Below are 20307 nucleotides of genomic sequence, written 5' to 3' on the forward strand. Positions count from 1 at the left end.
CCTTACAGTGCGCATGACACGCAGCCTTCGATTTCAGTGCCTTCCAGCGCCAGCTGGCGTAGTCGGATGTAGTACAGCGATTTGATCCCTTTTTTCCAGGCATAGATCTGCGCTTTATTGATATCGCGGGTGGTGGCGGTATCAGGGAAAAATAGCGTCAGTGAAAGACCTTGATCGACATGTCGTGTCGCTTCGGCGTAGGTATCAATGATTTTTTGCGGACCGATTTCGTAAGCATCCTGGTACATGTCCAGATTGTCGTTGGTCATAAACGGGGCCGGGTAGTAAACGCGCCCGGTTTTACCCTCTTTACGGATCTCCACCTTCGACACAATCGGGTGGATACTTGAGGTCGCATGATTGATGTAGGAGATAGAGCCGGTCGGTGGAACGGCCTGTAAATTCTGGTTATAGATGCCGTAGCGCATCACATCGTCACGCAGTTGTGACCACATTTCGCGCGTCGGTAATGTAATGCCGCTGTGGGCAAATAACGCGCGGACTTTGTCGGTTTTCGGTTGCCAGTTTCCCTGCAGATATTGCGTAAAGTATTCGCCGCTGGCGTAACGGGACTGTTTGAATCCGGCAAAGGTTTTACCGCGTTCGCGGGCTAGTTTCATCGATGTGTTCAGCGCATGCCAGGTGATGGTGTAAAAATAGAGATTAGTAAAATCCAGCCCTTCAGGTGAACCGTAGGCAATGCCTTCTCGCGCCAGATAACCATGCAGGTTCATCTGTCCGAGGCCAATGGCATGTGAGGCGTTGTTTCCGGCTTCAACAGACGGCACGCTGCGGATATGGCTCATATCAGAGACCGCGGTTAAGCCGCGAACCGCTGTTTCAACCGTGCGACCAAAGTCCGGTGAATCCATAGTGTGAGCGATGTTGAGCGAGCCGAGGTTGCAGGAGATATCGTGTCCGATCTGCACATAGTCAAGATTTTCGTCGTACGTCGAGGCACTATTGACCTGCAAAATCTCGGAGCACAGGTTGCTCATATTGATGCGTCCGGCAATCGGATTGGCACGATTCACCGTGTCTTCAAACATGATGTACGGGTAGCCTGACTCAAACTGGATTTCCGCCAGCCGCTGGAAGAAATCGCGGGCATTAATGTAGCTTTTGCGCACGCGCACATCAGCAACCAGTTCGTCATAGTGTTCACTGACGGCGATATCACCAAACGGTTTGCCGTAAATGCGCTCCACGTCATAAGGGGAAAACAGCGCCATCTGCGCATTTTCTTTGGCCAGACGGAAGGTGACATCCGGGATCACCACGCCGAGAGAGAGCGTTTTGATGCGAATTTTTTCATCGGCGTTTTCGCGTTTGGTATCGAGAAAACGCAGAATATCCGGGTGATGTGCATGCAAATACACGGCCCCCGCACCCTGACGTGCACCCAGTTGATTAGCATAAGAAAATGCGTCCTCCAGCATTTTCATTACCGGGATCACACCGGAAGACTGATTTTCAATGCGCTTAATAGGTGCACCAGCTTCCCGCAGGTTAGAGAGCAAAAACGCCACGCCGCCGCCGCGTTTGGAGAGTTGCAACGCGGAGTTTACCGCCCGTCCAATTGACTCCATGTTGTCTTCAATTCGCAACAGGAAGCAGGAGACCAGTTCACCGCGCTGTTGTTTACCGCAGTTCAAAAATGTCGGTGTAGCAGGCTGAAAGCGCCCGGAGAGCATCTCATCGGTAAGCTGCATGGCGAGCGTTTCGTCACCCTGCGCCAGCGTTAACGCCACCATCGTCACACGATCCGCAAAATCTTCAAGGTAGCACTTACCGTCAAAGGTTTTTAGCGTATAGCTGGTGTAGTACTTCCATGCGCCGAGGAAGGTCTGGAAGCGGAATCCTCTGGCGTGGGCCTGGTCAAAAAGCCTCACCACGAAAGCGCGATCGTAACGAGTTAAAACGCTTTCGTCGTAATAACCGTCACGGATGAGCGTATTCAGACGCTCATCCTGGCTGGCAAACACCACCGAGTTGGGGCGGACGTGGGAAGTAATAAAAGCGTCCACCGCCTGATGGTCTTTATCGAATTGAATCCGCCCGGCTTTATCGTACAGATTCAGCATGGCGTTAAGGGCGTGGTAGTCCAGCGTTTGCGGGATTACGCGTTCTGCGGTTGTCGTTGCCAAAATTCACTCACTCCTTTTCGGACATTGTCGATATCGCTTTGCGTTCCCATCAGCTCAAAGCGATAGAGCCACGGCACGCCGCATTTTTGTGAGATAACCTCACCCGCGCGGCCATAGGCTTCGCCGAAATTGCGATTGCCGGAGGCGATCACGCCGCGTATTAATGCCCGGTTGTGCGTATCGTTTAAAAAGCGGATCACCTGCCGTGGGACCGCACCAGCCGTACCGCCGCCGCCGTAAGACGGCACGACTAAAATGTAAGGTTCGTCTACCCGGATTCGTTCGCGCTCATTAAGTGGGATACGAATAGCGGGCATCTCCAGACGCTGCATAAAGCGATGGGTATTTTCGGAGCTGCTGGAGAAGTAGACGAGGGTATTCATGCGCTGGCCACATGGGGTTGCGGGCGCAGGCGGTTAATCATATCCGGGCGGAATCCTGACCAGCTGGTTTCACCTGCGACTACCACCGGTAACTGACGAAAACCTTGTTCACGCAGCGTGTCTGCCATGTCTGGCAACAGATCGACATTCACCATTTCAAAATCAAATCCGCGGTTTTCCATTGCCCGCTTAGTGGCATGGCACTGAACACAGTTGTTGCGAGTGTAAATAATAATGCGCATGATTCGTATTTCCATCTAAAAATAAAAGAACGGCGCGATAACAGGCGTCGGGTTGTGTGTGTCTTGATACAGAAGATACTAGATGTAGTTTTAAAAAGATTCAACCATACAAGATATGGGAATTTTAGATTGAAAGTGTTCAGAGTAACGAGCGGAGCGGGGGAAGAGGATGAGTGACGTATAAATTGCCCGATGCCTACGCTTCTCGGGCTTACTGACAAGCATGGAGAGGCCCGATAAGGCGGTTTATCGGGCAGCCCGCAATTACATACGCATGCTTACCGCCAGGCGGTTAAAGCAATTCATCAGGCTAATTGCGAATGTCAGGTCGCTAATCTCTTTGGCGCTAAAATGGTCAAGCAGCGGCAGATAAACATCATCTTCGGCATGAGTTGTGACGATGTGTGTGACAGACTCGGCCCACGCCAGTGCCGCACGTTCCTGCTCACTGAAATGATGACTTACACGCCATCCCGCCAGTGCGTCCAGCTTGGTTTGTTCAACGCCAGATTTGCGCAGCGCTTTACTGTGCATTTCCAGACAAAATGCACAGCCGTTAATTTGTGAAATGCGCAGATAAATCAGTTCCGTCAGCGTGGTGTCCAGAGCGCAGTTTTCCAGCGCTTTGCTGGCCTGAACCAGGGCGTTATAGACTTCAGGGCTGAGTTCATAGTAGGGCTGGCGTAACATATTCATGGTATTTCTCCTCGTTTGGATGACCAGCAATGTAGCACTATAATGGTCTGCAAAAGAGAGCCATATTTTCACTAAAAAAGCAGACCATAAATGCCACGCTACCAGCAAATCGCCCGCCAGTTAAAAACCGCTATTGAGAAAGGTGAACTTAAGCCTGGCACAAGATTACCCTCCAGCCGTACATGGTCTCAGGAGCTGGGCGTGTCACGTTCGACGGTGGAAAATGCATACGCTGAGCTGGTGGCTCAGGGCTGGCTTGTGCGACGTGGCCAGGCCGGAACGTTTGTGAGTAGACAACTGCGGCTGGATACAACGTCTGCTGCCCCTGTTGTATACGCCGGAGAAAGTCCAACGCCGCAGTTGTTTCAGATGGGGCTGCCCGCTCTCGATCTTTTCCCCCGGGAAACCTGGGCGCGGGTAATGGGGCGGCGTTTGCGCACACAGACGCGTTTTGACCTTGCGCTGGGAGATGTTTGCGGTGAACTGACGTTACGCCAGGCTATTGTCGATTACCTGCGCGTTTCACGCAGCATTGAGTGCCTGCCGGAGCAGGTGTTTATTACTTCTGGATATGCGGCATCGATGACATTAATCCTACGCGCTCTGGCAAAACCTGGTGATGGAATGTGGGTAGAGGATCCGGGTTTTCCTTTAATCAGGCCAGTAGTGGCGCAGGAAAGGGTTGAAATGATGCCTGTTCCGGTCGATGAAGAGGGACTGGATGTGTACGTCGGGATCCGTGACTATCCACATGCGCGCTTTGCGCTCCTCACGCCAGCTCACCAAAGTCCGCTGGGGGTATCGCTTTCGTTAGCCCGTCGACATCAGTTGCTGGAGTGGGCCGCCCGTGCGCAGGCATGGATCATTGAAGATGACTACGACAGTGAATTTCGCTACCACGGAAAACCGTTGCCACCGCTAAAAAGCCTGGATGCGCCACAGCGGGTTATTTATGCCGGAACGTTCAGTAAATCGCTGTTTCCTGCACTGCGCACGGCATGGCTGGTGGTCCCCCTGACTCAGGTGTCGCGGTTCCGCCAGCAAGCGGCGCTAACGGCCTGTAGTGTTCCGGTTTTATGGCAACAAACGCTGGCTGATTTTATCCACGGGGGGTATTTCTGGCGGCATCTGAAGAAGATGCGACAACATTACGCTCAACGACGTCAATGGATGGAAACTGCGCTGACAGAGCAAGGATTTACCGTAGTTCCTCAGGACGGCGGGATCCAACTGGTGATGTCGGTTAGCGGAGAGGACACAGTATTAGTACGTAAAGCTAATCTCGCGGGTCTGGCAGTTCAGGCTTTAACTGATTGGCGAATAACATCGACAGGAAAGGGCGGAATACTGCTGTCATTTACCAATATTAGATCTGTGGAAATGGCGCAGCAGGCCGCATATCAACTTCGGCTGGCAATGGCCTGATTGTCAGTCGTTCTGTAGATATTTATCCCGTCATATTCACTTCTTTATGGACTTTTCTGAAAGCGTTGCTAATGCTGAATCAGGTAAGGTAAGCCCGCAGTAAAAGATAACGAGGAAAATAATATGTATTTACGACCAGATGAGGTGGCGCGCGTACTTGAAAAAGTGGGCTTTACCGTCGATGTAGTCACACAGAAAGCTTATGGCTATCGACGTGGTGAAAATTATGTGTACGTTAACCGGGAAGCACGCATGGGACGTACCGCTTTAGTTATCCATCCCACGCTAAAAGAGCGCAGTTCATCGCTGGCTGATCCCGCAACAGATATTAAAACCTGCGATCACTATCAGCAATTTCCGCTTTATTTAGCGGGAGAAACCCATGAACATTATGGTATTCCGCACGGCTTTAGCTCGCGTGTTGCGCTTGAGCGTTATTTAAATGGGTTGTTTGGTGACGTGAGTTCGAACTAAAGGCGCGACTGGCGATGCCAGTCGCGAAGAAGATGTATTTAGGCTTTAGCCTGGTGATAGCTGCTGACTTTAAACAGGCGGCGGCAATAATCAAGGAAGTAGCCATACACAGCCCCCATCAGCATTGATACCACGATGTTTGAACTTACTGCAGCTGTAATCTGGTGCCAGTCAGCGCCAACCGTCAACAGAATAACGACATATACCGGAGACTGGAACGTTACATACGCCAGCACATCTGCCAGATTTTTAGCCCATCCGGCTGACGTGGCTTTACGCGCCGCGCGCATGAATAAATCACGGTACATACCATAGGGCCAGGCGATCAGAATGTTAACAGGGATAGCCACCAGTCTGGAAGAAAGCGATTGTTCAAAGGTCATTCCAGAGAGGAATACTTCGATCAACATGTTCACGACAGAACAATAAACAACCATCGCGAACGTGTCTGCTACAGCATGACGCAAGCGTGACTGCGGAGAGAACATGTTAATGCTCCTTGTAAAAAGGGAATAAAAGGTTTTGAATACCTTTTAACTAGTGTTTTATCTTGCTGCTTTCGCGTTTTAATAGGATATATGGCTACATAATAACTGGCAACTAGCTTAAAATTTTTATTTATTGTCTTTTTGTCGATAAAATGCTCTGTGTTGGTTCGTTTTTTGTTCGTTTTGGCATTTTCGTTGCTGTATTGGTTAAAACTCTTTTAAATCAATATCTTATTTTGACTTGTTTTTCTGAATTTTTTGAGCTCCTTTCTGAATGTGAATTGATGTTGGGTATGTCTGCCAGACCAGACTGTACGTTGTGATTTTCTGTATTGTGGGTATATGATTTAAGAGGCCGTTAGCCATATTTATTTTAATACTCACGTTATATAAAATATCGGAAAATCGACTCACCCGTACCAACAGGTAAATAATAAGAAACGTTGTTAGCTTAATACTTTGCGACAAAATATACTGGAAATAGAAAAAACAATCGAATACACTTCCTGCCGTATTACTGTTTTTGATTTCTGCGTTAAAGAGGTTTTATTAATATGAGCTTAATGTTAAAAAACTTAAATAATATCCGCACACTGCGTTCTATGGCCCGTGAATTTCCCATCGAGGTTCTTGAAGATATGTTGGAAAAATTCAGGGTAGTTACCAAAGAAAGACGCGATGAAGAAGAAAAGCTACAGCGTCAGCGTGCAGAGCAGCAGGAAAAAATTAATACGTTGTTGGCGCTGATGCAAGCTGATGGAATTAATCCAGAAGAGTTGCTGAGTATGGTGCCAACCACGTCACGGGGCGGAAAAAAACGCCAACCGCGTCCGGCGAAATATCATTTTACTGATACCAATGGTGAAACGAAAACATGGACCGGACAAGGACGTACACCGAAGCCCATTGCTCAGGCACTGGCTGCTGGTAAATCTCTCGACGATTTTTTGATCTGATAGCAATGCGGTGAGGAGATCCTCACCGCTTATTTCAGCAAACGCCGAAATCACCGTCTTCGGAATATCGCGTAACATCAGCAGCTTTCAGTGTGAATTTCTCACCGCTTTCGTTACTGGCTTGTACGGCCACAATCTGGTCATCATTCACTTCGACAACTTTCAGTTTTGGTCCGCCCATACGCGGTTGCACCAAATCGCCAGGTTTAAACATACTGCGTTCCTTTCTTTATCACATGGCCCACCATAGAGCACGTCAATTGGCGGGTACAGCGCTGTTTCGGTTATTACCGCTTAATGAGTACGTCGGTTCCACGGCATTTTATCCAGTAGCCGTGCCATGCCACAAAAGCCGGTAACGCCAGCAAGAACCAGACCTGCGCCGACAAAACCGCTGAGTAAGAAGAAGCCACTGTTGACCGTGTAACCGAGAACGACGCCGAGTAAGGCAAGGCTACCAGCCGCAATCTGCACCTGACGCATCAGCGGCAACGGCTGTGAGTTATCTTTTGTTACCGGCAAACCTGCAGCTTTCCAGCCGTCGATTCCGCCCTCAAGCAGCCAGACCTGTGCAGGCGCGGCGGTGGCATGCAATTTGGCTGCGGCGTTTTGTGTGCGCTTGCCCGACTGGCAGTGAAAAATAATGCGCTCGGCCCGCAAATTTGTGGGTAGTGAGTTCTGTTCCAGGGTGGATAGCGGGGCCAGTTGCGCCTCTGGGATATGCTCGTACAGATACTCATCTGCATCACGGATATCAATCAGTTTTGCCCCTTGTGCCAGGAGCGCCTGTGCTTCGCGCGGGGAAATTATCCCAATGGTCATGATGGTTCCTTATGGGCAATACAGTGTTTTTAATGTGGCGATAAGTGAATTCACCGCCGCATTTTTAATGAAATAGAGGATGCGCTGAGCATCTCGCTGGCTTTCTATCAGACCTTCCTCGCGCATTCGCGCCAGATGTTGGGAGGTCGCGGAAGGACTCAAGCCGGTAATGCGGGCTAATTCACCTGCGCTGGTACCCGGTGAACCGCAGAGCATGCACAAAATCAGCAACCGTTTCGGATTGCTCATCGCTTTGAGCAGGGCGGCCGCTTTTTCAGCGCTGGCCTGGAGTTGTTCAAGTTCAGTCATAGTTATTTAAGTGAGTTCTAAATTAAGCACATTCTAAAATAAACAATCATCGTACGCCAGCGTAAAGAGAGTAAAGGAGGGTAAAACCGCAGGGGAGGGCTGGCAGAGTTGAGTACACTGGTTATGCTTAGAGACGAAATCTCTTTTTATACCCGTCATACTTAAGTTGCATGCGCGTTGGCTACGAGTTACACGACTCATCCATGAGTCTCGCCTTACGGGCGGTTGTTCCGTAGCGCTCAAATCTGTTTCTGACAGATTTGTCGCTCACCCGAATCACTTGCAAGAGCAAGCTCATCGGGACTCACTCTTTTGTCGCCTGGCTGCAACTCAAATTATTTTGGGTATACACAATGATTAATTTTTTGCTTGTATGGAGTGTGTATGGGTTTCTGGAGAATTGTTTTAACTATTATTTTGCCTCCTCTTGGTGTACTGCTGGGGAAAGGATTTGGCTGGGCGTTTATCCTCAATATCGTACTGACACTGCTGGGTTACATCCCCGGTCTTATTCATGCATTCTGGGTACAGACGCGTAACTAATCTTTTCCACTATTGCGGCGCATCTGCGCCGCTTTCCTGATCGATCCTTCCCCTCTGCTACACTTCTTGGTGTTGATTGTTAATAACCGAGGTGAATATGGGTCTCTTCAATTTTGTGAAAGATGCGGGTGAAAAACTCTGGGATGCGGTCACAGGAAATCATGGTGGTGACGAACTGGCGAAAAAGGTGCAGGAACACCTGAGTAAAACCGGTATTCCAGATGCAGATAAAGTGAACGTCCAAATTGCCGAAGGTAAGGCGACCGTTTCTGGAGATGGGTTAAGCCAGGAAGCGAAAGAAAAAATTCTGATCGCGATCGGTAATATCTCCGGTATTGGTAGTGTGGATGACCAGGTCACAACTTCTGCGCCGGCGAATGAAAGTCAGTTTTATACGGTGAAGTCCGGTGACACGCTGAGCGCTATTTCGAAACAGGTTTATGGTAATGCTAACCTGTACAATAAGATATTCGAGGCGAATAAACCGATGCTGAAAAGCCCGGATAAAATCTATCCCGGGCAGGTTTTACGTATTCCGGAAGAGTAAAGAAGAACAGGTTTATTCCGTCAGAAGTTTTCCGGACATGGCCTGCTGAATAATAGGAATTGGCGTCAGCAGGTGCTGGCGCATTAATTCGCTGGCGCGCTCTGCATCGCGCGCCATAATTGCTTCGGTAAGCGTCTGATGCTGATCGTGTTTATCTTCAAGCATTTCAACGGATAGCACCGTTTTACGCAGCCAGATAAACCGGTAGCGTGCTGCGAGATCGAACAGCCGTTCGCGCATTTGCAGCAAATAGTGTGAACCGCACCCGGCAACAATTGCCGTGTGAAACGCCTGATGTCGCTGATCCCACTCATCCAGCATCTGCTCGCTGGCGTCAACAGCTTCAAGCTTGCTCAGCATATGTGCCCGCGCCAGAATCTCTGCTTCCCAGGCGTCGTCGCCGCGCTCAATTGCCAGACTCACCAGCATCGCCTCCGTATTAGCGCGGGCGTCAAAAATATCGAGCAGCTCCTGCTCTGACATCGATGCCACACGATACCCTTTCTGATTGACCACCGTGACCAGCTGTTCTGCCACCAGTTGCGAAAGCGCCTCGCGCAACGGCCCGACTCCCAGTTCATAGCGCGAGGTCAGCAGGCTCATTCGCAGTTTTTCATCAGGCTGATACACACCACGGATGATGTCGTTTTTGAGCCAGCGGTACCCATCAATGGCCGTCGGTTGGGAAATGGCGGTCATGGTCATACTCCTGAAAAGGTTTCCCGGCCTGTGCCGGGAACGGATTTAATGCGTATTTTGCAACGGTGCTTTTTGCCACGATAGCAGTTTTTTCCAGCGTGACATAATTGGCACAGTGCAAATAATCCCGATGGCGAGCAGCCCGGTTGAGATAACCTCCAACTGTTGCGCCGGGCGAAAGAGCATCACCACTAATACAAAGATAATAAAGGCGATGACCAGCCAGGTTAGCCACGGATAGAGCCACATTCTCAGCTTAATTTCCCCGCCTTGTGCCATCAGGATCTTGCGCATCCGGAGCTGGGAAATAGCAATCACCAGATAGACCAGCAGCGCGATGGCGCCAGAGCTGTCGATCAGAAACTTAAACACTTTTGCTGGCGCGTAATAGTTGACGATCACGGTGAGGAAAGCGGCCCCAGTCGACAGCAGCACCGCGACATAAGGTGTTTTGCTACGGTTAGTTTTGCCCATAAAAGCTGGGGCATCTCCACGACGGCTCAGGGAGTAGAGCATCCTGGATGCCGTATACAGCGCAGAGTTCAAACAACTGGTTACCGACAGTAAAATGACGCAGTCCATGATCAGTTTCGCGTGCGGGATGTGCAGTAATTCCAGCACCGAGCGGTAAGAGCCAACCTCTTTAAGCCCCGGCATGTTCCACGGGATCAATGCCACCACCACGAAAATTGAGCACAGATAGAAAATAGAGATACGCCAGATAACCGAGTTCGTGGCGCGCACGATGTGTTTATCCGGGGTGTCGGACTCCGCGGCGGCAATGGTAACAATCTCCGCGCCCATAAAGGAGAACATGGTTATCAGCATCGCGCTGAGCACCGCGCCAAAACCGTTAGGCATAAAGCCGCCGTGATCCCACAGCCGTGAAATTCCACTGACCTCAGCGTAGGGATAGAAACCGCTAATCGCTGCCGCGCCCAGGGCGATAAACGCCAGAATGGCAATCACTTTGCACAGCGCCAGCCAGAACTCGAACTCACCGTAATTTTTGACGCTCAGCAAATTACTGCCGGTTAACGCCAGCGTGATAACCAGCGAGAACAGCCAGACAGGAATGCCCGGGATCCATGAGTGCAGTATTATGGCGGCAATATTAGCTTCCAGTGGGATCACCAATACCCAGAACCACCAGTACAGCCAGCCGATGGTATAACCAGCCCACGGCCCGATAGCCTTGTCGGCGTAAGTAGAAAAGGAACCGGTATCTGGGGTGGCAACGGCCATTTCGGCCAGCATACGCATAATCATCACCACCAGTAATCCGGCGAACAGATAGGCCAGCAATACCGCAGGTCCTGCTTCTGCAATGGCTACGCTTGAACCTACAAACAGACTTGCACCGATAACCCCGGCAATAGATAACATGGTGACGTGGCGTGATTTCAGCCCGCCCCCTAAATCATGTGATTGTGACACTTGCCCCATCTTTTAAACCTCTCGAAAGTATTTCACTTGGGAGAGCACCCCGGCATTCCCGCGCCGGGGCACGCGTATAATTGTTATTGGATATTTTTACCGGACGGCCTTATCCGTTTTGTTTTGCTTGTTTGTCGAATGGCGGCGTAAAGGCCTTATCTGACCTACAGATTGCGCCATCCGGCAATTAGTGCTGCTTCGCCTCATCAAAACACTGGGCGATAATGTCCAGCCCCTGGCGGATTTGCGCATCTTCGATGGTGAGTGGCACGAGGATACGTAGTACGTTGTAGTACGGCCCACAGGAGAGCAGGATCAGCCCTTTATCACGGGCCCGGGCAACGATCTCAGCAGTCAGTTTGGCATCTGGCTTGTTGTGGTCGCCGTCTTCGAACAGTTCGATGGCAATCATCGCTCCCAGGCCGCGAACATCACCGATTTCGCGATGTGTTTCGGCGATTGCCAGCAGCCCATCACGCAGGGTCTTGCCCAGCTCATTGGCTTTTTGCAGCAGGTTTTCCTGCTCGAAAATGTTCAGCACCGCCAGCGCAGCGGCACAGGCAATCGGGTTACCGGCATAAGTGCCACCCAGACCGCCTGGGGGGATGGCGTCCATCACTTCGGCGCGTCCGGTAACACCTGCCAGCGGGAAGCCACCGGCGATGGATTTAGCGAAGGTGGTGATATCTGGCGCGACGCCCATCTGCTCCATGGCAAACAGCGTGCCGGTACGGCCCGCGCCGCTTTGCACTTCATCGGCAATCAACATGATCCCGTGTTCATCACAAATTGCGCGCAGGCGTTGCATAAAGGCGGGGGAAGCGGCGTAAAAACCGCCTTCGCCCTGTACCGGCTCAATCACGATGGCGGCGACATCTTCCGGGGCGGCGTCGTTTTTAAAGATTCGATGGATGCTGGCGATAGCATCGTCTTCGCTGATACCGTGCAGAGCGCAAGGATACAGTGCGCGATAAACGTGGCCCGGCATTAGTCCCATTCCGGCAGAGTACGGATTGACTTTCCCGGTTAATGACAGGGTGTAGTGGGTACGACCGTGATAAGCGCCGCTAAAGGCGATGGTGCCGGTTCGTTTGGTGGCGGCTCGGGCAATTTTCACCGCGTTTTCCACCGCTTCAGAGCCGGTAGTGACCAGCAGCGTTTTCTTAGCAAAATCGCCCGGCACCTTCTTGTTCATGATTTCGCAAAGTTCCAGGTACGGCTCATAAGCCAGCACCTGGAAGCAGGTATGCGACAGCTTTTTTAGCTGAGCTTCTACCGCAGAGACAATTTGTGGATGCAGGTGACCGGTATTCAGCACCGCGATACCGCCAGCAAAGTCGAGGAACTCGCGGCCTTCAACGTCCCAGACCCGGCAGTTTTCTGCGCGTTCGGCAAAAATAGGGTGGATCTGTCCTACGCCACGAGGAACGGCATTGCTGCGACGTTGCATAAGTTCTTTATTGGTGCTCATCAGGTGTTCTCCAGTATTTGTTTTATTAAAGGCCAATGCACATATATTTGATTTCTAAATAATCTTCGATGCCGTATTTAGAGCCTTCACGACCAAGGCCAGAAGCTTTAATTCCGCCGAATGGGGCGACTTCGTTGGAGATGATGCCGGTGTTAATCCCGACGATGCCGTACTCCAGCGCTTCGCCGACGCGGAAAACGCGGCTTAAATCGCGGGCGTAGAAGTAAGCCGCCAGACCAAACTCGGTATCGTTGGCTTGTGCGATGACGTCAGCCTCATCTTTAAAACGAAATAGCGGAGCCAGCGGGCCGAAGGTCTCTTCTTTGGCGACCTTTGCGTTGTCAGGTACATCCACCAGAATGGTGGGCTGGAAGAAGTTGCCGCCCAGCGCATGCGCCTTGCCACCCGTGATAACCCGAGCGCCTTTCTCCAGCGCATCTGCGATGTGCTCCTGCACTTTGGCAACCGCTTTCTCATCAATCAGCGGCCCGGTGGTGACGTTGGGCTCCAGGCCGTCGCCGAGGTGCAGCTTGCTCACGGCCTGCTGGAGTTTCTCAGCAAAACGTTCATACACGCCGTCCTGAACATACAGACGGTTGGCGCAGACGCAGGTCTGCCCGGCGTTACGAAACTTCGATGCCAGCGCGCCTTCCACCGCTTTATCGAGATCGGCATCGTCAAAGACGATAAACGGCGCATTGCCGCCCAGTTCCAGCGACACCTTTTTGATGTCTTTAGCGCATTGCTGCATTAACTGACGACCAATCTCGGTAGAGCCGGTAAACGACAGCTTGCGTACCAGCGGGTTGCTGGTCAGCTCGTTGCCAACTGCGCCAGCCGAGCCGGTGACGACGCTGAATACGCCCGCCGGGATCCCGGCGCGATTGGCCAGCTCCGCCAGCGCCAGCGCTGAGTAAGGCGTCTGGCTGGCCGGTTTGAGTACCATCGTGCAGCCTGCCGCCAGCGCCGGACCGGCTTTGCGGGTGATCATCGCCGAAGGGAAGTTCCACGGCGTAATCGCGGCGGTCACGCCGATAGGTTGCTTAATGACGATCAGGCGCTTATCGGCCTGATGACCTGGGATGGTGTCGCCGTAGATACGTTTGCCCTCTTCGGCAAACCACTCAATAAAGGAGGCGGCATAAATGATTTCACCTTTCGCTTCCGCCAGCGGTTTCCCCTGTTCGAGGGTCATCAGACGGGCGAGATCGTCCTGATGTTCAATCATCAGGTTAAACCAGCGGCGCAGAATATTCGCCCGCTCTTTGGCGGTCAGCGTTCGCCATGCGGGCAGTGCACGGTTAGCGGCTTCAATGGCCTCGCGGGTTTCATCCGCACCCATTTTCGGTACGCTACCTAACTGCTGACCATTTGCGGGGTTGGTCACCGCGATGGTCTCGCCGCTGTTGGCGTCACGCCAGTGGCCGTTGATCAATGCCTGCTGGCGAAACAAGGTTGGATCGTTAAGTTGCATGATTGCTTCCTGTCATAAAATGTTTAACGAGTGAATGCGGCGTGTAATGTTTCCACGCTACGTGCCGCACGCAGCGTGCGTCCGGGATTGTTCTGGTTTTCCAGCAGCGCATGAACCTTGCTGACGATATGCGCACCGATAGGGATTGCCGATGTCGCGGCTGGAGAGGGGGCGTTGCAGGTATGAATTGAACGTGGCGTGGTGACAAACAGAAAGTCGTCGATCAACTTACCGTCAGGCGATACCGCCTGCGCACGTACGCCCGCGGGCCACGGCTGCAGATCTTTTTGCGTCAGGCTCGGGCAGTACTTTTGTACCAACCGCAGATAGCCGCTTTTGCACAGTGAGTTTTTCATCTCACTAAGGCCGGAACGCAGGTTATTTTGCAGCACCCGGCGGATGCCGGAGGAACCTAATATCTCCAGCGTGTCGCTGAGGGAAATATCGCGTTTGCGATAACCTTCACGCTTAAACGCCAGTACTGCGTTGGGACCTACCGTTACGCTGCCGTCAATCATGCGGGTGAGATGAACGCCAAGAAACGGCATCGCCGGGTCGGGAATGGGGTAGATCAGATGGTTGACTATCTGGTTATGCTCTGGCGCCAGACGGAAGTATTCACCGCGAAACGGGCAGATGATAAAGCCGGGGTCGACGCCAAGCATTTTCACCAGTCGGTCAGCCATCAGGCCGGAGCAGGTAATCAGCGTCGCGCCCTCATATTCCTGACCCTGGCGGGTATGCACGATTACACCTGTAGCGTGTTCTTTCAGCGCGCTGACTTCGGCGTTGTAAATAATCTCACCGCCTCTGGCCTGAAAGATTTTCGCCATTGCAGCCGTCACTTCACGGTAGCTGACAATCCCGCTCGACGGGACAAAAATACCGCCCAGTCCGGTGATGTTCGGCTCACGCTCACGCAGTTCTTCAGCGTTCAGCCACTCGCGTTCTAAGCCGTTGGCGGCGGTGCGATCCCATAAGGCGCGCATCCGCTCCATTTCCAGTTCAGAGGTGGCAACCAGCATTTTTCCGCAGACGTCATAGCGGATGTCGTTTTGGTCGCAAAAGGCTTTGGTAGCACGATTTCCGGCCAGGCAAAACTGTGCCTTCAGGCTGCCGGGGGTGTAATAAACCCCGGCATGGATCACGCCGCTATTGTGGCCCGTCTGGTGACAGGCCGGGCCGGACTCTTTTTCCAGCAGCGCAATTCTGGCGTCCGGATAGACATCAATCAGCTGCATGGCGGTCGACATGCCGATAATGCCGCCGCCAATAATCACAAAATCATACATCCGCTATTTTCCTTCGCGCTTACTGATGGGTCTGGTAGTGGTTGGTGGAGTAAGCAAAGTAACCACGCTGGCGCATCAGTTCACGGCGCAGATCAGGATGCGACGTAAAACGATCGCGACCGTGCAGCCAGAACAGGTTGTTGATCAGCAGGAATTTGCCGACTGAAACCGGAACAGACAGGATGCTTTTGCTGGTTTCCAGCGCGTCTGAGAGATCGCTCAGCCAGACACCTTCTTCATAGTCTTTTGGCTGGACGAACTGGTCGATGTAGCGCATCACCGGGCGACCCTGTTGGTCGACGTCAAACACCGGATGAAACACGTCCTGGCTGACGTTTTTGCTTGGTGGTGCGGCGAAGCGCATAGCGCGGCGTGCCAGCGGATGGGTGAAGTACTGATCCAGATGTTCCCAGTCGTCAAGGTGCAGCAGCAGCGAGTTACCGCCGGTCATGTTCTGCTCGTCGATCTTCATCATCAACACGTAGTCGGTGATTTCTTCGAGGTAGGTTCCGTCGTTATGCAACTCCATTACACGGTGCGGCTGGCGCAGATAGCTGTCTGAGTTATCAACGTTTTTAACCACAAAACGCGCATAGTACTGACCGCTCATCGCATCAAAATTGGAGCGTCCGATAAGATGTGCGACTGCCGTTGCCAGCTTGACCATCTCTTCTGCTTGCGCCACGTCATCAACACCCACGGCGTTGATCAGTAGTGCGCCTTCAGCACGATCCAGCAGCGTTTTCAGCAGCAGAGGCTGCAACTGATTACCGCACAAATCGTCGAGGATTTTGCTCACTTTAAATCGCAAGAAAGATTTGTATTCCAGTGCCTGCACCGGCCACTGTGCCACAGCTTGCAGAAATTGCTCCGTAGTCTCGGCGGAGAAAGTCAGTTCCAGCAGGCGTGGAGACTGGGCTGATGGTTTCAGCGTGAAACCGCTGTAGTGCTGGGCTGGATCTTCAGCGTTCGGTTTTACGGCAGTCAGTGCGTTCATCAGAATCGATCCTCTCAGTAGATTGTCAGGGAGACATGGCGATGCTACGTTTCGTAGCCATAAATTAAAAATATCTACATTTTTGAAAAGTGCGCACAAAATGGACTGCTTTGTTTATTATTTGTGATCAAAAGAAACAATTATTTAACAATATAAAAGGTGAGGGTAAGTGTGATGCAGGGAAGAAAATCAAGAAGGGAATGTTTTAAAACAATGAGTTAATAATGCTGCCGCTGATAAAGGATGCAGCGGCAGCAAAATATCAGTAGCCGACTTTATAGACGCGACCAGTTTGTATGCCTTCCACGCTGCGGCGAAAAGCATTTGCCACCGTAGCGGCGGGCACGCTTTCAAAACCAGGGAAGAAACTATCGTAAGCGTCGGCGGATTCGCTCAGCACGGTGGGACTGATCAGATTAATGCGAATTCCGCGCTCTAATTCGCAGGCAGCAGCGCGAACAAAACCTTCCAGCCCGGCATTGACGGTTGCAGCGCTTGCCCCTTGCGCAATCGGCTCATGAGCGATGATGCCGCTGATAAGCGTAATTGAACCGCCATCATTCAGATAGTGTTGCCCGGTTAATGCCAGCCGCACCTGACCTAACAGCTTATCCTGCAACCCCTGATTAAACTCGTTGTCGGTCATTGTCGACAACGGGCCAAAGAACAGGTTGCCGGTGGCGGACACGATCGCATCTACCCGACCGATTTTTTCAAACAACGCCTGCACGCTCTCCTGAGAAGTGATATCAACCAGGTAATCACCCTGTGTGCGGCCCACGCGAACAACGTCATGTGTACGGCTCAATACTTCTGTGACTGCGCGACCGACTGTGCCGCTGGCACCAATAACGACGATTTTCATAACCACCTCCTGAATAGTGTGAGCCACCATTCTTTAATGAAAATGAAATCAGATAAACTGGCTAAAAGTTAGATGATTGCTAACCAGAGGTTTGTAATATGGACAAGTTGCGCGGCATGGAAACATTTATCGCCGTGGTGGAGAGCGGCAGCTTTACCGGCGCGGCAACGCGACTGGAGATGTCGGCGGTAATGGTGGGGAAATATATCGCCCAGCTTGAAGTTCAGCTCGGTACGCGTCTGCTGGAGCGTAATACCCGTCGCCAGAGTTTGACCGATGCCGGGCGGGTTTACTTTGAAGAAGCCAGACGAGTATTGGAGCAGGTGGCAATAGCTGAAAGCTCGATAGAGCGCTTGCGGTTGGTACCTGCTGGCACGCTGCGCATCAGCGCACCAACCTCATTTGGCGCATGTGTGGTATCGCCGTTGGCTGCTGCTTTTTTACAGACCTGGCCGGAGGTACGTCTTGAACTGGATCTGACTAACCGGATGGTTGATCTGGTAGATGAGGGTGTGGATCTGGCGATCCGGATTGGTGATATTCATCAGACTGATGTAGTGGCGAAATACCTGTGTCCGTACCGTATGGCGATCTGCGCCTCACCGGAGTATCTGGCCCGTCACGGTACGCCCCGAACGCCGGCAGATCTGGTGGATCATTTGTGTTTATCCCACACGGTGTGGACGGCCCGCAACGAATGGAAGCTGCCGGGCGTGGAAGGGGAGGTCAGATGGAAACGCGATGCGATCCTGCGTTGTAACGATGGCCACGGCCTGCGTATGGCGGCGGTCGCAGGGGCGGGTCTGCTGTTGCAGCCCGAGGTTTTACTGGCCGAAGAACTCACAAGTGGCAGGTTGGTTCGGGTACTGGAGGGCTTTACACCTGAACCGCGCCCGATACATCTGCTGTGGCGGCAGGATTTACGCCCGCTGCCAAAGCTGACGCAGTTTGTCGAGCATGTCCTGGCAGGAACTCAGGGTTTACGCTCAAAATAAAAATGCCGGATGGCGCTGCGCTTATCCGGCCTACAGTGGCGATCAATCGTAGGCCGGATAAGGCGCGTCATTTTACTAACCGATGTCCACCTGCGGCTTGTTGTGGCGCTTACGGATCAGACGCAGCACGGGTGGGATCACGATAACCATCACTGCCAGTACCAGCAGTACTTTTGCCACCCCGCTTGCCCACAGAATATCTATGTTGCCATTACTGATAGACAGCGCGCGACGCAGATTCTGCTCCAGCATTTCCCCCAGTACAAACCCGAGAATCAACGGTGACATCGGGAAGTGCATTTTTCGCAGTATGTAGCCCAGTACGCCGAGGGCGACCATCAGCACCAGATCGAAAGTGGTACTGTGGACTGCATAAACGCCTACTGCGGAGACTGCGGCAATGGCCGGAACCAGGAACCACAGCGGAATGGTTAGCATGCGGGTAAACAAACCTATCAGCGGAATGTTCATCACCAGCAGCATCACGTTAGCAATCAGCAGCGCTGCAATCAGCCCCCAGACGATATCTGGTTGCTCGGTGAACATGGCCGGGCCTGGCGTGATGTTGTACAGCGTCAGCGCACCCATCATCACCGCTGTGGTACCGGAGCCAGGCACACCGAGCGTCAACATCGGAATAAAGGATCCGCAGGCCGAGGCGTTGTTCGCCGCTTCTGGTGCGGCGACGCCACGAATATCCCCTTTACCAAAGCTGTCGCTGTTACCGCTGAGTTTTTTCTCAGTCATGTAGGTGATTGCGCTGGCGATGGTCGCCCCGGCGCCTGGTAGCACACCGACAAAAAAGCCAATCACCGACGAGCGAAGTGTCGCGCCCACACACTGCATACCTTCTTTGGCGTTAAACAACATGCGGCCTGTTTTACGCACCAGCGTCTGGCCACTGCTGGTATGTTCCAGCATTAACAGTATTTCTGACACAGAGAACAACCCAATCACCACCACGATAAACTGCACGCCATCAGAGAGATGGACACTGTCAAAGGTGAAGCGATATACCCCGGTGTTGGCATCTACGCCGACGGTTGCAAGACCGAGACCGATTAGCGCTGCCAGAAATGATTTCAGTGGGTTTTGCGCCATCATGCTGCCGAGGCAGGCAATGGCGAAGACCATTAAGGCAAAGTATTCTGCCGGACCGAAAGCCAGCGACCATTGCGCTAACGCTGGGGCAAACAGAATGATGCCACCGATAGCGATAAGTGAGCCGAAAAAGGAGCTGACCGCCGAGATAGAGAGCGCCACGCCGCCGCGCCCTTGCTGCGCCATCGGATAGCCGTCAAGCGCGGTCATAATGGCGGCTGCATCGCCGGGAACATTGAGCAGAATCGAGGAGATGCGCCCGCCGTATTCACAGCCGATATAAACAGTGGCCAGCAGGATCAGCGCAGACTCTGCTGGCAGATGCAATGCGAAGGCCAGCGGCAGCAGGATCGCCACGCCGTTGATGGGCCCGAGGCCCGGCAGCAGCCCAACGATGGTGCCAACAAAACAGCCGATCAAGGCGATAACCAGGTTTTCCGGCGTCATCGCCACCGCAAAACCCTGAGAAAGATATATCCAGGTATCCATCGTTTCTCCGTTAACTCAGCCAGGCGCCGAGAGGTAAGGTGACGTCAAGCAGCCGATCGAAGGCATACCACAGAAGAATGCCGAGGACAGAGCCAGAAATACCCGCAGCCGGAATGGTGGCACCGAACAACATGCCAATCACCACGGTGAGAATGGCGGTGGCAATCGGAAAGCCCAGCCATTCAAACCCCCAGGCGTACATCAACAGAACAATCACCATCGTGAGCAGTTTTTGCAGCACGTGGCGGCGAGGCCAACTGATGGTGTCCGGATGACGCAACAGCAGCGCCACGGCGCACAGGAGCATCAGGCTGATAATGCCAAGTGGAAAGGGACGCGGCCCAACCGGTTCATAACTGTATTCGCTGCTGATTTGCCAGGCTATGAACAGCCCGGCGATACAGAGCAACAGCCAGATACCCGCAAAAATACGATCGCTCATCATCAATGTCCCT

23 protein-coding genes are annotated in these 20307 nt (G+C 52.4%); 6 read left to right on the plus strand and 17 right to left on the minus strand.

Features of this window, described 5'->3' with window-relative positions:
• Positions 1-2: 2 nt before the first annotated feature.
• From nrdE to OGY01_RS08115, 4 genes are all read right to left on the minus strand, one after another.
• Positions 3-2147, minus strand: coding sequence for a class 1b ribonucleoside-diphosphate reductase subunit alpha (gene nrdE, locus OGY01_RS08100; RefSeq protein ID WP_286492848.1), 2145 nt, complete (start codon positions 2145-2147; stop codon positions 3-5).
• A complete protein-coding gene (nrdI, locus tag OGY01_RS08105) occupies positions 2120-2530 on the minus strand; it encodes a class Ib ribonucleoside-diphosphate reductase assembly flavoprotein NrdI (protein ID WP_045446567.1) in 411 nt (136 codons plus the stop codon). Before nrdI ends, nrdE begins: the two co-directional genes overlap by 28 nt.
• The gene (gene nrdH / locus OGY01_RS08110; RefSeq protein WP_045446564.1) at positions 2527-2772 is read right to left on the minus strand and encodes a glutaredoxin-like protein NrdH; all 246 of its coding nucleotides are present in this window, start codon (positions 2770-2772) and stop codon (positions 2527-2529) included. The genes nrdI and nrdH overlap by 4 nt, the downstream gene beginning before the upstream one ends.
• 264 nt (positions 2773-3036) lie before the next feature.
• Entirely contained in the window at positions 3037-3468 is a 432-nt protein-coding gene (locus OGY01_RS08115; RefSeq protein WP_045446560.1) for a carboxymuconolactone decarboxylase family protein, read from the minus strand.
• A 90-nt stretch (positions 3469-3558) separates the two neighbouring features.
• Here OGY01_RS08115 and pdxR point away from each other — a divergent pair, with 90 nt between their 5' ends.
• Positions 3559-4893, plus strand: a complete 1335-nt coding sequence (gene pdxR, locus OGY01_RS08120; protein WP_045446557.1) for a MocR-like pyridoxine biosynthesis transcription factor PdxR — start codon at positions 3559-3561, stop codon at positions 4891-4893.
• Positions 4894-5016: 123 nt separating this feature from the next.
• Complete coding sequence (locus tag OGY01_RS08125) at positions 5017-5367, plus strand: DUF2002 family protein (protein ID WP_045446554.1); 351 nt, start codon at positions 5017-5019, stop codon at positions 5365-5367.
• Positions 5368-5405: 38 nt separating this feature from the next.
• Here the strand turns inward: OGY01_RS08125 and alaE are convergent, their stop codons facing one another.
• Positions 5406-5855, minus strand: a complete 450-nt coding sequence (gene alaE, locus OGY01_RS08130; protein WP_045446551.1) for an L-alanine exporter AlaE — start codon at positions 5853-5855, stop codon at positions 5406-5408.
• A 554-nt stretch (positions 5856-6409) separates the two neighbouring features.
• Between alaE and stpA the strand changes: the two genes are divergently transcribed.
• Complete coding sequence (stpA, locus tag OGY01_RS08135; protein WP_045446547.1) at positions 6410-6811, plus strand: DNA-binding protein StpA; 402 nt, start codon at positions 6410-6412, stop codon at positions 6809-6811.
• Positions 6812-6845: 34 nt separating this feature from the next.
• Here stpA and OGY01_RS08140 read toward each other — a convergent pair whose 3' ends face one another.
• The 3 genes from OGY01_RS08140 to OGY01_RS08150 all read right to left on the minus strand — a co-directional run bounded on the left by OGY01_RS08140 (position 6846) and on the right by OGY01_RS08150 (position 7942).
• Positions 6846-7025, minus strand: a complete 180-nt coding sequence (locus OGY01_RS08140; RefSeq protein ID WP_006687214.1) for a GDFGVC terminal motif YodC-like protein — start codon at positions 7023-7025, stop codon at positions 6846-6848.
• Positions 7026-7105: 80 nt separating this feature from the next.
• A complete protein-coding gene (locus OGY01_RS08145; RefSeq protein WP_045446541.1) occupies positions 7106-7633 on the minus strand; it encodes a rhodanese family protein in 528 nt (175 codons plus the stop codon).
• Positions 7634-7642: 9 nt separating this feature from the next.
• Positions 7643-7942, minus strand: coding sequence for an ArsR/SmtB family transcription factor (locus OGY01_RS08150; RefSeq protein WP_048220707.1), 300 nt, complete (start codon positions 7940-7942; stop codon positions 7643-7645).
• 384 nt (positions 7943-8326) lie between these two features.
• Between OGY01_RS08150 and OGY01_RS08155 the strand changes: the two genes are divergently transcribed.
• Positions 8327-8485 (plus strand): YqaE/Pmp3 family membrane protein, encoded by a 159-nt coding sequence (locus OGY01_RS08155; RefSeq protein ID WP_045446535.1) that lies wholly within the window; start codon positions 8327-8329, stop codon positions 8483-8485.
• A gap of 97 nt (positions 8486-8582) precedes the next feature.
• On the plus strand, positions 8583-9032 hold the full coding sequence (gene lysM / locus OGY01_RS08160; protein ID WP_286492849.1) for a peptidoglycan-binding protein LysM: 450 nt from the start codon (positions 8583-8585) through the stop codon (positions 9030-9032).
• A 12-nt stretch (positions 9033-9044) separates the two neighbouring features.
• On the opposite strand, the gene csiR is transcribed toward lysM, so the two are convergent.
• The 7 genes from csiR to OGY01_RS08195 all read right to left on the minus strand — a co-directional run bounded on the left by csiR (position 9045) and on the right by OGY01_RS08195 (position 17267).
• Positions 9045-9731: a DNA-binding transcriptional regulator CsiR gene (gene csiR, locus OGY01_RS08165; RefSeq protein ID WP_045446529.1), complete on the minus strand. Its 687-nt coding sequence runs from the start codon at positions 9729-9731 to the stop codon at positions 9045-9047.
• A 45-nt stretch (positions 9732-9776) separates the two neighbouring features.
• Positions 9777-11177, minus strand: coding sequence for a GABA permease (gabP, locus tag OGY01_RS08170; RefSeq protein ID WP_284097245.1), 1401 nt, complete (start codon positions 11175-11177; stop codon positions 9777-9779).
• A gap of 178 nt (positions 11178-11355) precedes the next feature.
• Entirely contained in the window at positions 11356-12639 is a 1284-nt protein-coding gene (gene gabT / locus OGY01_RS08175) for a 4-aminobutyrate--2-oxoglutarate transaminase (protein WP_048220709.1), read from the minus strand.
• 25 nt (positions 12640-12664) lie between these two features.
• Positions 12665-14113 carry an NADP-dependent succinate-semialdehyde dehydrogenase gene (gabD, locus tag OGY01_RS08180; RefSeq protein WP_286492850.1) on the minus strand — a complete coding sequence of 483 codons (1449 nt, stop codon included), beginning with the start codon at positions 14111-14113 and terminating at the stop codon, positions 12665-12667.
• 23 nt (positions 14114-14136) lie between these two features.
• On the minus strand, positions 14137-15405 hold the full coding sequence (gene lhgD, locus OGY01_RS08185; protein WP_048220712.1) for an L-2-hydroxyglutarate dehydrogenase: 1269 nt from the start codon (positions 15403-15405) through the stop codon (positions 14137-14139).
• 19 nt (positions 15406-15424) lie between these two features.
• Entirely contained in the window at positions 15425-16402 is a 978-nt protein-coding gene (gene glaH / locus OGY01_RS08190) for a glutarate dioxygenase GlaH (RefSeq protein ID WP_045446517.1), read from the minus strand.
• Between the two features lie 262 nt (positions 16403-16664).
• Complete coding sequence (locus tag OGY01_RS08195) at positions 16665-17267, minus strand: short chain dehydrogenase (RefSeq protein ID WP_045446515.1); 603 nt, start codon at positions 17265-17267, stop codon at positions 16665-16667.
• A gap of 98 nt (positions 17268-17365) precedes the next feature.
• Here OGY01_RS08195 and OGY01_RS08200 point away from each other — a divergent pair, with 98 nt between their 5' ends.
• Complete coding sequence (locus OGY01_RS08200) at positions 17366-18262, plus strand: LysR substrate-binding domain-containing protein (protein WP_286492851.1); 897 nt, start codon at positions 17366-17368, stop codon at positions 18260-18262.
• Positions 18263-18337: 75 nt separating this feature from the next.
• Here OGY01_RS08200 and OGY01_RS08205 read toward each other — a convergent pair whose 3' ends face one another.
• Positions 18338-19852, minus strand: coding sequence for a tripartite tricarboxylate transporter permease (locus OGY01_RS08205; RefSeq protein WP_045446512.1), 1515 nt, complete (start codon positions 19850-19852; stop codon positions 18338-18340).
• Positions 19853-19862: 10 nt separating this feature from the next.
• Positions 19863-20297: a tripartite tricarboxylate transporter TctB family protein gene (locus tag OGY01_RS08210; protein WP_200012333.1), complete on the minus strand. Its 435-nt coding sequence runs from the start codon at positions 20295-20297 to the stop codon at positions 19863-19865.
• Positions 20298-20307 lie beyond the last annotated feature (10 nt).

The sequence above is a fragment of the Citrobacter sp. Cm038 genome (assembly GCF_030333105.1).
Classification (GTDB): domain Bacteria; phylum Pseudomonadota; class Gammaproteobacteria; order Enterobacterales; family Enterobacteriaceae; genus Citrobacter; species Citrobacter murliniae.